Source organism: Halomonas flagellata, from assembly GCF_022487945.1.
In the GTDB taxonomy this organism is placed as follows: Bacteria; Pseudomonadota; Gammaproteobacteria; order Pseudomonadales; family Halomonadaceae; genus Halomonas; species Halomonas flagellata.
The window spans coordinates 113,283-127,021 of record NZ_JAKVPY010000008.1 but is presented as its reverse complement, the minus strand read 5'-3'; the positions used below and the strand labels follow the sequence as shown (position 1 = coordinate 127,021).

14 protein-coding genes are annotated in these 13,739 nt (G+C 66.0%); all 14 read right to left on the bottom strand.

All coding sequences use genetic code 11. The features are described from left to right. Nucleotides 1-138: 138 nt before the first annotated feature. Nucleotides 139-1,512 (bottom strand): magnesium transporter, encoded by a 1,374-nt coding sequence (gene mgtE, locus MKP05_RS08700; protein ID WP_240567937.1) that lies wholly within the window; start codon nucleotides 1,510-1,512, stop codon nucleotides 139-141. A 138-nt stretch (nucleotides 1,513-1,650) separates the two neighbouring features. Next, on the bottom strand, nucleotides 1,651-2,079 hold the full coding sequence (locus MKP05_RS08695) for a F0F1 ATP synthase subunit epsilon (protein WP_240567936.1): 429 nt from the start codon (nucleotides 2,077-2,079) through the stop codon (nucleotides 1,651-1,653). Between the two features lie 25 nt (nucleotides 2,080-2,104). Continuing rightward, the gene (gene atpD, locus MKP05_RS08690) at nucleotides 2,105-3,481 is read right to left on the bottom strand and encodes a F0F1 ATP synthase subunit beta (protein WP_240567935.1); all 1,377 of its coding nucleotides are present in this window, start codon (nucleotides 3,479-3,481) and stop codon (nucleotides 2,105-2,107) included. A 66-nt stretch (nucleotides 3,482-3,547) separates the two neighbouring features. Next, nucleotides 3,548-4,438, bottom strand: coding sequence for a F0F1 ATP synthase subunit gamma (atpG, locus tag MKP05_RS08685; RefSeq protein ID WP_240567934.1), 891 nt, complete (start codon nucleotides 4,436-4,438; stop codon nucleotides 3,548-3,550). Between the two features lie 68 nt (nucleotides 4,439-4,506). Beyond that, nucleotides 4,507-6,051 carry a F0F1 ATP synthase subunit alpha gene (atpA, locus tag MKP05_RS08680; protein WP_110284399.1) on the bottom strand — a complete coding sequence of 515 codons (1,545 nt, stop codon included), beginning with the start codon at nucleotides 6,049-6,051 and terminating at the stop codon, nucleotides 4,507-4,509. Nucleotides 6,052-6,067: 16 nt separating this feature from the next. Then, nucleotides 6,068-6,604 carry a F0F1 ATP synthase subunit delta gene (locus MKP05_RS08675; RefSeq protein WP_240567933.1) on the bottom strand — a complete coding sequence of 179 codons (537 nt, stop codon included), beginning with the start codon at nucleotides 6,602-6,604 and terminating at the stop codon, nucleotides 6,068-6,070. Between the two features lie 11 nt (nucleotides 6,605-6,615). After that, nucleotides 6,616-7,086: a F0F1 ATP synthase subunit B gene (locus MKP05_RS08670; RefSeq protein ID WP_110284401.1), complete on the bottom strand. Its 471-nt coding sequence runs from the start codon at nucleotides 7,084-7,086 to the stop codon at nucleotides 6,616-6,618. A 72-nt stretch (nucleotides 7,087-7,158) separates the two neighbouring features. Continuing rightward, nucleotides 7,159-7,386: a F0F1 ATP synthase subunit C gene (gene atpE / locus MKP05_RS08665; protein ID WP_110284402.1), complete on the bottom strand. Its 228-nt coding sequence runs from the start codon at nucleotides 7,384-7,386 to the stop codon at nucleotides 7,159-7,161. Between the two features lie 73 nt (nucleotides 7,387-7,459). Then, the gene (atpB, locus tag MKP05_RS08660) at nucleotides 7,460-8,284 is read right to left on the bottom strand and encodes a F0F1 ATP synthase subunit A (protein ID WP_240567932.1); all 825 of its coding nucleotides are present in this window, start codon (nucleotides 8,282-8,284) and stop codon (nucleotides 7,460-7,462) included. Between the two features lie 24 nt (nucleotides 8,285-8,308). Next, nucleotides 8,309-8,692 (bottom strand): ATP synthase subunit I, encoded by a 384-nt coding sequence (locus MKP05_RS08655; protein WP_240567931.1) that lies wholly within the window; start codon nucleotides 8,690-8,692, stop codon nucleotides 8,309-8,311. Nucleotides 8,693-8,899: 207 nt separating this feature from the next. Beyond that, nucleotides 8,900-9,808 carry a ParB/RepB/Spo0J family partition protein gene (locus tag MKP05_RS08650; RefSeq protein WP_110284405.1) on the bottom strand — a complete coding sequence of 303 codons (909 nt, stop codon included), beginning with the start codon at nucleotides 9,806-9,808 and terminating at the stop codon, nucleotides 8,900-8,902. 37 nt (nucleotides 9,809-9,845) lie between these two features. Then, nucleotides 9,846-10,616 (bottom strand): ParA family protein, encoded by a 771-nt coding sequence (locus tag MKP05_RS08645; RefSeq protein ID WP_110284406.1) that lies wholly within the window; start codon nucleotides 10,614-10,616, stop codon nucleotides 9,846-9,848. Nucleotides 10,617-10,644: 28 nt separating this feature from the next. Further along, entirely contained in the window at nucleotides 10,645-11,298 is a 654-nt protein-coding gene (rsmG, locus tag MKP05_RS08640) for a 16S rRNA (guanine(527)-N(7))-methyltransferase RsmG (protein WP_240567930.1), read from the bottom strand. Continuing rightward, nucleotides 11,295-13,190 (bottom strand): tRNA uridine-5-carboxymethylaminomethyl(34) synthesis enzyme MnmG, encoded by a 1,896-nt coding sequence (mnmG, locus tag MKP05_RS08635; protein ID WP_240567929.1) that lies wholly within the window; start codon nucleotides 13,188-13,190, stop codon nucleotides 11,295-11,297. Before mnmG ends, rsmG begins: the two co-directional genes overlap by 4 nt. Nucleotides 13,191-13,739 lie beyond the last annotated feature (549 nt).

Here is a 13,739-nt window from a genome sequence, read left to right as displayed (position 1 = left end):
CGGTGGCGAAGCGACTCGAGCGGCCCGTCCACTGGAGCGGCTCGTCGCCCGGCCGACGCCGAGCATACACATCCGTCACGAGGTTGTCCGCCTCGCCTCCGCGACGGACGAAGCGACGTTGTGTGCTGGCGGCGACGATCACAGGCCGGCCAGGATCGCCGTGGCGATACTGAAATAGATCAGCACCCCCGAGGCATCGATCAGCGTCGTCACCAGCGGTGCCGAGGCCGTGGCCGGGTCCCAGCCCAGGCGGTCGAGCAGGAACGGGAGGCACATGCCCAGCAGGCTGCCGAACAGCACGATGGTGACCATGCTCATGGCCACCACCATGGCCACCGCCTCGCCACCGCGCAGCACGCCGATGGGCGCCACCGCCAGCGCCATGGTCAGCCCCAGGGAACCGGCCACCAGCAGCTCGCGGCCGAGCAGCTTGCCCCAGTCCTTGACCCCGACGTCGCCGGTGGCCATGCCGCGCACCATCAGGGTGGCGGCCTGGGCGCCGGCGTTGCCGCCGCTGCCGATCAGCAGCGGCAGGAAGAACACCAGGGCCACCTGGGCGACGATGGTGTCCTCGAAGTAGGCGATGCCGGCACCGGAGAGGAGGTTACCGAACACCAGCAGCACCAGCCAGATCACCCGCTTGCGGTAGAGGCTCCACAGCGGCACCCGGCTGACGCCATCCTCCAGCTGGCCGATGGACATCCCCTTGTGGATATCCTCGGTGGCCTCGGATTCGGCCACGTCCATGGCGTCATCGTGGGTGACGATGCCGACCAGGCGCTGCTCGGCATCGATCACCGGCACGGCCAGCAGGTCATAGCGAGCCACCGCCCGGGCGACCTCCTCCTGCTCCTGGTCGACGGGGATGCTGATCACGTCCTTGATCATCAGGTCGTCGACCCTGGCCCCCGGCCGCGCCACCATCAGCTGGCGCAGCGACAGGGTGCCGGCCAGGCGGCCATCCGGGTCGATGATGTAGAGCTGGTAGACGGTCTCCGCATCCGGCGCCGTCTGACGCACCCGCATCATCGCCTGGGAGACCGTCATGCCGCTGGGGATGGCCACGTAGTCCGAGGTCATGATGGCCCCGGCGGTGCCCTCCTCATAGCTGGCCAGCCGCTTGAGATCCTCGCGCTCCTGGCGCGCCATGCGCCGCAGCAGGGTCTCGCGGCGGTCCTCGCCGAGCAGGTTGAAGAGGTCGGCACGCTCGTCCGACCCCATCTCCTCCAGCACCGCGAGCAGCGTTTCGTCGGACATCGCCTCGGCCACATCGGTCTGCTCCTCGCCCGGCAGGTAGCCGAGCACATTGGCCCGCCGTTCGATGGGCAGACTGTCGAGCAGGCCGAGGGCGATGGGCAGATCATCCTCTTCGGCGAGGATGTCCTCGACGATCTCGGCGATATCCGCGGAACGCAACTCCGGCAGCAGTTCTTCGAGACGCTCGCCCTGCTTCTCGGACAGCGCCGTCAGCAGCGCCTCCTTCTGTTCCAGCAGGGTCTCATTCAATGACATGGGCATCCTCCTGACGCCGCCAGGCTGCAGGCAAGGGCCGCCTGCACGGTGACGTATTGTGCAGCGAGCATGATATCAGACGCGAAAACGCCCCCCGAACATGGCTCCGGAGGGCGTCTTCCACGGCAGGAGCGTCGATCAGCCCTTGCCGGCCTTCTTGCGCAGTTGCTGGATGGTACGCAGCTGCGCCACGGCTTCGGCGAGCTCGGCCGCGGCGCGGGTGTAATCCAGCTCCGCGGACTTGTCGTTGAGTGCCCTCAGCGCATGCTGCCGGGCCTCCTCGGCGGAAGCCTCGTCCAGGTCCTTGGCGCGGGCGGCAGAGTCGGCAAGGATGGTCACCACGTCGGGCTGCACTTCGAGGAAGCCGCCGGAGACGTAGTAGTTCTCCTCCTGTCCACCGTCATGGATCACGCGGATCGGCCCCGGATGCAGCTCGGTCAGCAGCGGAGCGTGGCCCGGGAGGATCCCCAGGTCGCCCATCACCCCGGCGGCGATCACCTGCTCGACCTCGCCGGAGTAGACCGAGGCCTCGGCGCTCACGATTTCGCACTTGAAGCTGTTCGCCATAGCGAAGTCCCCCTGGTGGACGGCCTTACTTCATCTGGTTGGCTTTCTCGACGGCCTCGTCGATGCTGCCCACCATGTAGAAGGCCTGCTCCGGGAGCTCATCGTACTCGCCGTCGAGGATGCCCTGGAAGCCACGGATGGTCTCCTTGAGCGGCACGTACTTGCCCGGGGAGCCGGTGAACACCTCGGCAACGAAGAACGGCTGCGACAGGAAGCGCTGGATCTTGCGCGCCCGCGCCACGGACAGCTTGTCCTCGTCGGACAGCTCGTCCATGCCCAGGATTGCGATGATGTCCTTGAGCTCCTTGTAGCGCTGCAGCACGTTCTGGACGCCGCGGGCGGTACCGTAGTGCTCCTCGCCCACCACCAGCGGATCGAGCTGGCGCGAGGTGGAGTCCAGCGGGTCGATGGCCGGGTAGATGCCCAGCTCGGCGATGGAACGCGCCAGCACCACGGTGGCGTCCAGGTGCGAGAAGGTGGTCGCCGGGGACGGGTCGGTCAGGTCGTCCGCGGGCACGTACACCGCCTGCACGGAGGTGATGGAGCCGGTCTTGGTGGAGGTGATGCGCTCCTGCAGGACCCCCATCTCCTCGGCCAGGGTCGGCTGGTAACCCACCGCGGAGGGCATGCGACCCAGCAGGGCGGACACCTCGGTACCGGCCAGGGTGTAGCGGTAGATGTTGTCGACGAACAGCAGCACGTCGCGGCCTTCATCACGGAACTTCTCGGCGATGGTCAGGCCGGTCAGGCCCACGCGCAGGCGGTTGCCGGGCGGTTCGTTCATCTGACCGTAGACCAGCGACACCTTGTCGATGACGTTGGATTCGGTCATTTCATGATAGAAGTCGTTGCCCTCGCGGGTCCGCTCGCCGACCCCGGCGAACACGGAGTAGCCGCTGTGCTCGGTGGCAATGTTGCGGATCAGCTCCATCATGTTCACGGTCTTGCCCACGCCGGCGCCGCCGAACAGCCCGACCTTGCCGCCCTTGGCGAACGGGCAGACCAGGTCGATGACCTTGATGCCGGTCTCGAGCAGCTCCTCGGAAGCCGCCTGGTCGGCATAGCCCGGTGCCTTGCGGTGGATCGGCATGCGCTCGGTCTCGCCGATCTCGCCGGCCTCGTCGATCGGCTCGCCGAGCACGTTCATGATGCGGCCCAGCGTCTCCTTGCCCACCGGCACGGAGATGGCGGCGCCGGTGTTGGTGATCTCCAGGCCGCGCTTGAGGCCCTCGGTGGAGCCCATGGCGATGGTGCGCACCACGCCGTCGCCCAGCTGCTGCTGGACCTCGAGCACGGTGTCGGCGTTGGCGACCTTCAGGGCGTCGTAGACCTTGGGAACATCGTCCCGCGGAAACTCGACGTCAATCACCGCGCCGATGATTTGTACGATACGTCCGCTCATCTTGGTTCCTCTCAAAGTACCTGCAAATGAAACCTGCATGCCGGGAGGGCACCCCCTCCCCTGGCGCTATACGGCGGCGGCGCCCCCGACGATCTCGGAGATCTCCTGGGTGATGGCGGCCTGACGGGCCTTGTTGTACACCATCTCCAGATCGTCGATCAGCCCGCCGGCGTTGTCGGTGGCGTTCTTCATGGCGATCATGCGGGCCGCCTGCTCACAGGCGCCGTTCTCGACCACCGACTGGTAGACCTGCGACTCGATGAAACGAACCAGCAGGCTGTCCAGCAGCGCCTTGGCATCCGGCTCATACAGGTAGTCCCAGCCACCGGGACGCTTGTTCTCTTCGGAATGCTTGTGGTGCCCGTTGTTGCCCATGTCGGGCGACAGGGGTACCAGCTGCCTGACCACCGGCCTCTGGGTCATGGTGTTGACGAACTCGTTGTACACCACGTAGAGCCGGTCCAGGCGCCCCTCGTCATAGGCATCCAGCATGACCTTCACGCTGCCGATCAGATCCTCGACCTCGGGCGACTCGCCCAGGCCGCTCTTCGCCGCCACCAGGTTGCCCCCGTAGCTGCGGAAGAAGCCGCCGGCCTTGCTGCCCAGGGCGCAGAAGTCGAGCTCCGCTCCCTGGTCGCGCCACGCCTTGGCATCCTTCAACACGGCCTTGAACAGGTTGACGTTCAGGCCGCCACACAGGCCGCGGTCGGTGGAAACGACGATATAGCCCACCCGCTTGGCGTCCCGCTCGATCATGTAGTCGTGGCGGTACTCGGGCTGGGCGTCGGCGATATGGCCCACGACGTTGCGGATCTGGCGGGCGTAGGGCTGGCTGGCCCTCATCAGGTCCTGTGCCTTACGCATCTTCGACGCAGCGACCATTTCCATGGCACTGGTGATCTTCTGCGTATTCTTGATGCTCCCGATCTGGGTGCGTATCTCTTTTGCAGCTGCCATAGCGATCTACCTCGTTCGTGGCCCTCAGAATGCTCCAGGGCCCGCCCCTGGGGGGCGGGCCGACGGGATTACCAGCTCTGAGTGGCCTTGAACTTCTCGAGACCCTCTTTCAGCCCCTTCTGAATCTCGTCGCTGTAGTCGCCGCTCTGGTTGATCTGGTCGAGCAGCTCGGCATGTTCGGCCTTCATGTAGTCGCGCAGGGCGCGCTCGAAGTCCAGTACCTTGCGTACCTCGACGTCATCCAGGAAGCCCTCGTTGGCGGCATAGAGCGACAGCGCCATCTCGGCCACGGACATCGGCGAGTACTGCGTCTGCTTCATCAGCTCGGTGACGCGCTGGCCGTGCTCCAGCTGCTTGCGGGTGGCCTCGTCCAGGTCGGACGCGAACTGGGAGAAGGCCGCCAGCTCGCGGTACTGGGCCAGGGCCAGACGCACGCCGCCGCCGAGCTTCTTGATGATCTTGGTCTGGGCCGAACCGCCGACCCGGGATACCGAGAGGCCGGCGTTGATGGCCGGACGGATGCCCGAGTTGAACAGGTCGGCCTCGAGGAAGATCTGGCCGTCGGTGATCGAGATCACGTTGGTCGGAACGAACGCCGAGACGTCGCCGCCCTGGGTCTCGATGATCGGCAGCGCGGTGAGCGAGCCGGTCTTGCCCTTGACCTCGCCGTCGGTGAACTTCTCGACGTAGTCGGTGTTGACGCGGGCGGCACGCTCGAGCAGGCGGGAGTGCAGGTAGAAGACGTCGCCCGGATAGGCTTCACGGCCCGGCGGACGACGCAGCAGCAGGGAGACCTGGCGGTAGGCCACGGCCTGCTTGGACAGGTCGTCATAGACGATCAGGGCATCTTCGCCGCGGTCACGGAAATACTCGCCCATGGTGCAGCCGGCGTAGGGCGCCAGGAACTGCATCGGGGCCGGGTCGGAGGCGCCGGCGGCGACCACGATGGTGTGCTCCATGGCACCGTGCTCTTCGAGCTTGCGCACCACGTTGGCAATGGTCGACTGCTTCTGGCCGATGGCCACATAGATGCAGGTGACGCCCTTGCCCTTCTGGTTGATGATGGTGTCGATGGCGATCGCCGACTTGCCGATCTGGCGGTCGCCGATGATCAGCTCGCGCTGGCCACGACCGATCGGCACCATGGCGTCGATGGACTTGAGGCCGGTCTGGATCGGCTGGTCCACCGACTGGCGGGTGATGACGCCCGGGGCGACCTTTTCCACCGCGTCGGTGAGCTTGGCACCGATCTCGCCCTTGGCGTCGATGGGGTTGCCCAGCGGATCGACCACGCGGCCGATCAGTTCGGGGCCCACCGGCACCTCGAGGATGCGCCCGGTGCACTGGGCGGTCATGCCCTCTTCGAGCTCCAGGTAGTCCCCCAGCACCACGGCACCCACGGAGTCGCGCTCGAGGTTGAGCACCATGCCGAAGATGCTGCCGGGGAATTCGATCATCTCGCCGAACATCGCGTCCTCGAGGCCGTGGATCTTCACGATGCCGTCGGAGACGCTGACGATGGTGCCCTGGTTGCGGGCTTCGGATGCGACATCAAGCTTCTCGATCCGCTGCTTGATGATGTCGCTGATCTCGGAAGGATTCAGTTGCTGCATGCCATGTCCCTCAGACTCAGGCGGAAAGGGCTTCGGTGAGGCGGTTCAGTCGACCGCGCACCGAACCGTCGATGACGGTGTCGCCGGTACGCAGGATGACACCGCCGAGAAGCGTCGGGTCCACCTGAGTGGTAATGGAGATTTCGCGATTCAGGCGCTTCTTGAGCGCGCCGGCGAGCTTCTGCTGCTGCTTGTCATCGAGCGCATAGGCCGAGACCACGGTGACGTCGATGCGCTTCTCGAGCTCCGCGCGCAGCCGCTCGAACTGCTCGGCGATGTCGGTCAGGGCCGCCAGGCGCCCCTTCTCTCCGAGGGTCTCGAGAAAACGACGCGCGGCGTCGTCGACATCGACGTCGGCCACCTCGATGACCAGGGCCACCTTGCGCTCGGTGGACAGCTTCGGGCTGGAGAGCAGCTTCTGGACATCACGGTCGGCAGCGACCTGGCCCAGCATCGCGAGCCAGCCGGCCCAGGCGTCCAGCACCTGATGATCGCGTGCGTACTCGAATGCCGCCTTGGCGTAGGGTCGAGCGACGGTAGACAGTTCCGCCATGGATCACCTCCTCACAGTTCGGCGGCAAGCTTGTCGAGCAGCTTGCGATGTGCCTTCTCGTCGACGGAGGCTTCCAGGACACGCTCGGCACCGGCGACGGCCAGCGTCGACACCTGGGCACGCAGCTCGTCCTTGGCGCGATGGATTTCCTGCTCGATCTCGGCGCGCGCACCGGCGACCAATCGCTCGCCTTCGGCACGGGCCTGCTCGCGGGCTTCCTCGATCATCTGAGCGGAGCGCTTGTTCGCCTGCTCGAGGATCTGGGAGGCCTGCTCCTTGCTCTCGCGCAGGGTCTCGTTGGCGCGCTCCTGGGCGAGCTCGAGGTCACGCGTTGCACGGCTGGCCGCATCGAGGCCATCGGCGATCTTCTTCTGACGCTCGTGGAGCGCATTGCTGATCGGTGGCCACACGTACTTCAGGCAAAACCAGACAAAGATCGCGAAGGCGATCGTCTGCCCGATAAGCGTCATGTTGATATTCACAGGGATGTACCTCTGACAGGTTCGTGGCGACCGGAAACGAACACACCGAGCGCTGGGCGCCCGGTGCTGTCATTAACCGGCAACGACGAAGATCAGGTACATCGCGATACCGACACCGATCATCGGCACGGCGTCCAGCAGGCCCGCCATCAGGAAGGTCTTGGTCTGCAGCTGATCGCCCAGCTCCGGCTGGCGGGCAGTGGATTCCAGCAGCTTGCCACCCAGCAGGGCGAAGCCGATACCGGTACCCAGGGCGCCCAGGCCGATCATGAGGGACGCAGCAATGTAGACGAGTTCCATGGTGGTGCTCCTAGTTTTCTCGAGTTGAGGTTCAAGGGGTTAAGGGTTGATGGAAGTGCAAGCGTTGCTCGTTTCAGTGATGTTCGTGCGCCTGGCTCAGGTAGACGACGGACAGCACGGTGAAGATGAAGGCCTGGAGGGTGATGACCAGGATGTGGAAGATTGCCCAGGGCACATCCAGCACCCAGATGGCCCAGAACGGCAGCAGGGCGATCAGGATGAAGATCACCTCACCGGCGAACATGTTGCCGAACAGACGAAGGCCCAGGCTCAGCGGCTTGACCAGCAGGCCGATCAGCTCCATGACCAGGTTGAAGGGAATCAGCGACCAGTGGTTGAACGGGGTGAGCGAGAGCTCCTTGGCGAATCCACCGGCGCCCTTGACCTTCAGACTGTAGTAGATGATCAGAAAAAAGACCCCCAGGGCCATGCCCAGGGTGGCATTGGGATCGGTGGTGGGCACCATCTTCATATAGTCGACGCCGAGGCGAAGGAACAGCTCGGGCACGTAATCCACCGGGATCAGCTTGAGGAAGTTCATCAGGAAGATCCAGACGAACAGCGTCAGGGCCAGCGGCGCGATGACGGGATTCCTGCCGTGGAAGGCCCCGCGGACGGTGAACTCGACGAACTCGATGACCATCTCGATGACATTCTGCAGGGTGCCGGGAACCCCGGTGGTCGCCACCCTGCCGGCCTTGCGGAACAGCCAGATGAACAGCGCCCCCATGGCGATGGACCAGCCCATGGTATCCAGGTGCAGCGCCCAGAAGCCCATCTCCTGGGCCTCCTCGGCGGAGTGAGCCAGCGACCAGCCGTTGTCGGGATGCTTGCCGAAGGTCAGGTTCTGCAGGTGGTGCTTGATATATTCGGTCGGCGAGGGGTTATTGCCAGCCATGGGTCTGCCTCTCGTTGGGGTCGGTCAGTCACGCAGCAGCCAGGGAGCCAGCCAGTGCATGAGGTGAACCGCCACGTATGCGCCAAAGAAAAAAGCCGGGTTTGAGGGGGGCACTGTCACGAACACCAGGGCAAACAGTGCCACCGTCAAACCAAACTTGCCCGCCTCGGCCCGATAGAAAATCGACACGAAGCGCCTTGCATGTCGGCCGGCACGTTGGCTGCCGACCCGCCATACGAAATACAGGTTGGGAAGAAGACAGATCAGCCCGCCGGTCGCCGCCGAGATGGCTGCCTTCTGCCCGCCGACCGCGAAGCCGAGGACAGCCATGACGATGATGGCCAGTCCCTGGGCCTGCAGAAGGCGACGATGATTCGGAAGTCGCCGCCCCGCACGGGACCTAGCCATGCCGACTCCCCATGACTTCCAGCGGACGAGGCAGCGCCGTCTGCGGCGCTGCGCCCCGCGCGGACAAACACCGGCGGATTATAGGGAAGCCCCTCCGGCCCTTCAACCAGAGCGGTGTCGATTCCGAGGATATCCGGTCACTTTGCGACCAAAGGGGGACGGGTTGTCGACATAGGCCGGCGCGCGCCGCCCTGTCCGACACCGCCCTCAACGAATGTGCTCCAGGATGCCGTCCAGTTCGTCGAGGCTGGCGTAGCGGATCGTGACCCGCCCCTTACCGCCGCGACCGTGCTGGATCTTCACCGGCGCGCCGAGCAGCTCGCCCAGCCGGGTCTCGAGACGCGCCACATCGGGGCTCGGCGCCGGCCGCTCGGCCTTGCGCGGCTCGCCGGCGGCGAGCCGCTTGACCAGCGCCTCGGTGTCTCGGACGGTGAGATCCTTGTTGACCACCTCGTGGGCCGCCTTGCGCTGCTTCGCCCCGGACAGCGCCAGCAGGGCCCGGGCGTGCCCCATGTCCAGGTCGCCGCGCTCGAGCAGGGTCTGGACCTCCGGGTCGAGGGTGAGCAGGCGCAGCAGGTTGGCCACCTGGGCGCGGGACCGTCCCACGGCATCGGCCGCCTGCTGCTGGGTGAGTTCGAACTCCTCGAGCAGACGCTTGAGGGCCATCGCCTCCTCCACCGGATTGAGGTTCTCGCGCTGGATGTTCTCGATCAGCGCCAGCGCCAGCGCCACCTGGTCGCTGACGTCGCGGATGACCGCGGGAATGACGTCCAGCTCCGCCAGCTGGGCGGCACGCCAGCGACGTTCGCCGGCGATGATCTCGTAGCGATCCTTGGCGACGGGACGCACCACGATGGGCTGCATCACGCCCTGGGCGCGGATCGAGTCGGCGAGTTCCTCCAGGGCCTCGGGCTGGATATCGCGCCGCGGCTGATACTTGCCGCGGGTGAGCTGGCCCAGCGACAGGCGTTCGAGTCGCTCCTCGGCCACCGGCGCCTCGCCCTCCTCCGGCCCGGTCGGGTCGACTCCCGGAAGGTCCAGATTCTCGCGGCGGCGGGCATTGGCCCCGATCAGGGCATCCAGGCCGCGTCCCAGGGCGCGTTTATTGCGCGTCATCGACATTCCCTCATCACAGCGGATTACAGCGCTCGGTCTACAGAGACAGCCGGCGGATCAGCTCCTTGGCCAGCACCCGATGGGCCTGGCTGCCCCGCGAGAAACGCGCGTACTTGGTCACCGGCAGGCCATGGCTCGGCGCCTCGGCGACCCGCACGTTGCGGGGGATGGTGGTCTTGAGCAGGGCATCACCGAAGTAGTCGCGCAGCTGCTTGCTGACATCCCGCGTCAGGCTGTTGCGCGAGTCGAACATGGTGCGCAGGATGCCATAGACCTCCAGGTCCAGGTTCACGCTGTCCTTGATCTGTTCGACGGTATCGAGCAGCGCCGAGAGTCCCTCGAGGGCGTAGAACTCGCACTGCAGCGGAATCAGCACGCCGTTGGCCGCGGTCAGGGCATTGACGGTGAGCATGTTGAGCGACGGCGGACAGTCGATCAGCACCACGTCATACTCGCCGGCGACATCGGAGAGGGCCTCGACCAGGCAGCGTTCGCGCCCCTCGTCGCGGTCGAGCAGCTCGACCTCGGCGGCGGTCAGGTCGCCGTTGCCCGGCAACAGGGCGAAGCCGGCCGCCGGGCAATCGAGGATCACCTCGATGGAGCGCCGCTCTCCCAGCAGCACGTCGAGCACACTGCCATCGAGCGTGTGCTTGTCCACACCGCTGCCCATGGTGGCATGGCCCTGGGGGTCCAGGTCGACCAGCAGCACGCGACGGTCCAGGGCGGCCAGGCTGGCGGCCAAGTTCACGGCGGTGGTGGTCTTGCCCACGCCGCCCTTCTGGTTGGTCAAGGCTATGATCTTGGTCACGGTCGTCATCCTTGGGGTGACGGACGCCTCAGGGGCGGCCTGGGGTGGAACCTTGGCGCTCGAGAATCACCAGTCGGCGGCTACCGCTCTCGAAGGGTACCGTCAGCTCGTGACGCGCAATCGGTGCGACCTCGGCGGGCAATCCGGCCAGTTCGTCCTCCACGGCCGGCCCCTTCATGGCCAGCCACTGCCCCCCGGGGGCGAGCAGGTGCTCGCTCAGCTCGACGAAATCGCCCAGGCTGGCGAAGGCCCGCGAGATGACCTGGTCGAAGCGTCCCTGGATGGCCTCGACCCGGGCCTGCACCGGGGTGACGTTACTCAGCCCCAATTCCAGCACGGCCTGGCGTTGAAAGCGTACCTTCTTGCCGTTGCTGTCGAGCAGGGTGACCGCGAGTTCCGGCCTGAGGATGGCCAGGACCAGTCCCGGCAGTCCCGCTCCCGCCCCCACATCGAGCAGTCGTGGTCCCCGGACCCAGGGCAGCACGGCGGCGCTGTCGAGCAGATGCCGGGAGACCATCTCGAGGGGATCGCGTACCGCGGTGAGGTTATAGGCGCGATTCCACTTGTGCAATAGCGACACCAGGCGCAGCAGCCCGAGGCGTGTTTCATCATCGGCGGCGATGTCGAGTCGTGCCAGGCCCTGGTCGAGCCGTTCGGCGAGCTGGGGGTCGACTGCCGTCATCCGCTGGCCACCCGGCTGTCGTCGAGCAGGCGTCGTTTCTTGAGATGGATCAGCAGGATCGACACCGCCGCCGGGGTCACACCGGAGATCCGCGAGGCCTGGGCCAGGGTGGCCGGGCGCGCCGCGGCGAGCTTCTGGCGGATCTCGTGGGACAGGCCCTCGACCCGCTCATAGTCGAGGTCGGCGGGCAGCGGCGTGGCCTCGTGGCGCTTGAGCCGGTCGATCTCGTCCTGCTGGCGGTCGATGTAGCCCTGGTACTTGGCCTGGATCTGCACCTGCTCGGCGACCGAGTCCTCCCCCACCGGCTCGCCGGAGAGCCCGGCCACGTCGGCATACTCGAGCTCGGGGCGCTTGAGCAGGTCCATCAGGCTGTACTCGCGGGCGAGCGCCTTGCCGGTCTTGGCTTCGACCGCCTCGGCGGCCGCGCTCCCGGGCTGTACCCAGGTGGCCCGGAGCCGGGCACTCTCGGCCTCGATGGCCTCGCGACGGGTGGTGAAGGCCGCCCAGCGGGCGTCGTCCACCAGCCCCAGCGCACGGCCACGCTCGGTGAGGCGCAGGTCGGCGTTGTCCTCCCGCAGCAGCAGCCGGTACTCGGCCCGCGAGGTGAACATGCGGTAGGGCTCCTTCGTTCCCAGGGTGATCAGGTCGTCCACCAGCACGCCCAGGTAGGCCTCGTCACGGCGCGGCCACCAGGCCTCGACTCCCCTGGCACGGCGGGCGGCATTGAGCCCGGCCAGCAGCCCCTGGGCCCCGGCCTCCTCGTAGCCGGTGGTGCCGTTGATCTGCCCGGCGAAGAACAGGTTGTGGATAAACTTGGTCTCCAGCGAGTGCTTCAGGTCCCGCGGGTCGAAGAAATCGTACTCGATGGCGTAACCGGGCCGGGTGATGTGCGCGTTCTCCAGGCCCTCGATCGAGCGCACCACCTGCAGCTGCACGTCGAAGGGCAGCGAGGTGGAGATGCCGTTGGGGTAGAGCTCGTGGGTATCGAGCCCTTCCGGCTCGATGAACACCTGGTGGCTCGCCTTGTCGGCGAAGCGATGCACCTTGTCCTCGATGGAGGGGCAGTAGCGCGGCCCCACTCCTTCGATCACCCCGGAGTACATCGGCGAGCGATCGAGATTGGCCAGGATGATCTCGTGGGTGCGCTCGTTGGTGTGGGCGATGTGACAGCTCACCTGGCGCGGATGCATGTCGCGCCGACCCATGAACGACATCACCGGCGTCGGCGTGTCGCCGGGCTGTTGCTCCAGCACCGAGAAATCGAGGCTCCTGGCGTCGATGCGCGGCGGGGTGCCGGTCTTGAGGCGGTCGACCCGGAACGGCAATGCCCGCAGCCGCTCGGCCAGGGCATTGGAGGGCGGATCGCCGGCGCGACCGCCACGGCTGGTGTCGAGGCCGATATGGATCACCCCGCCGAGGAAGGTCCCGGTGGCGAGCACCACGCTCTCGGCGAGGAAGCGGATGCCGGTCTCGGTGACCACGCCGCGCACGGTATCGCCCTCGACGATCAGGTCGCCGGCCGCCTGCTGGAAGAGCGTCAGGTTGGCCTGGGTTTCCAGCATGGTGCGAATCGCCGCCTTGTAGCGAACCCGATCGGCCTGGGCCCGGGTGGCACGTACCGCCGGTCCCTTGCGGGCATTGAGCACGCGGAACTGGATGCCGCCCAGGTCGGTGGCCAGGCCCATGGCACCGCCCAGGGCGTCGATCTCCTTGACCAGATGACTCTTGCCGATACCGCCGATGGCGGGATTGCAGGACATCTGGCCCAGGGTCTCGATGTTGTGGGTCAGCAGCAGGGTCTGACAGCCCATGCGAGCGGAGGCCAGAGCGGCTTCGGTTCCCGCATGGCCACCGCCGATGACGATGACGTCAAAGCGGTCGGGATACTCCAAGTTGCACCTCGTTGGCGCCGCGGCGCCGATGTCGTTGATACCGGTCATCGGAAAGTCGGTCCGAATCAGCCCGGCAGTATAAACCCCCTGTGGGTAATCGTCAGGGTTTTCCACACCCGGATCCGTCGAACACGGCGTTCTTCCCTTCCCGGTTATCAGTTAATACAGAATAAAAGAGAGAAGTTCTGTTGTGGTAGTAACTACTGGTGTGGACAAAATCCGGGGATAAACCGATTTATCTCTTTACTATCAACAATATATTTTGTTGACCAAAGGCTGGACAAAGGGCTGGGCGGCTGCGGACAGGCGGTCGGGAGCCTGTGGACGGAATGGCGACTTGCCCACAGCGGCGACGGCGCACCGCTTGTCCACCGACGGCTACCGGGTTTGTGCCCGCGGCTGTGAACAACCTCGCGCGGTTGCAGCGAAGCCGCCGGTGACGGGGGATACAGCGCGTTGGAGAGGCCCTGTCCAGGAATTCTGTCCACAGGCAGAAAAAGGGCCCTGTCGATAACGACAGGGCCCTGCTGAACCGTGCAACGTGGCCGA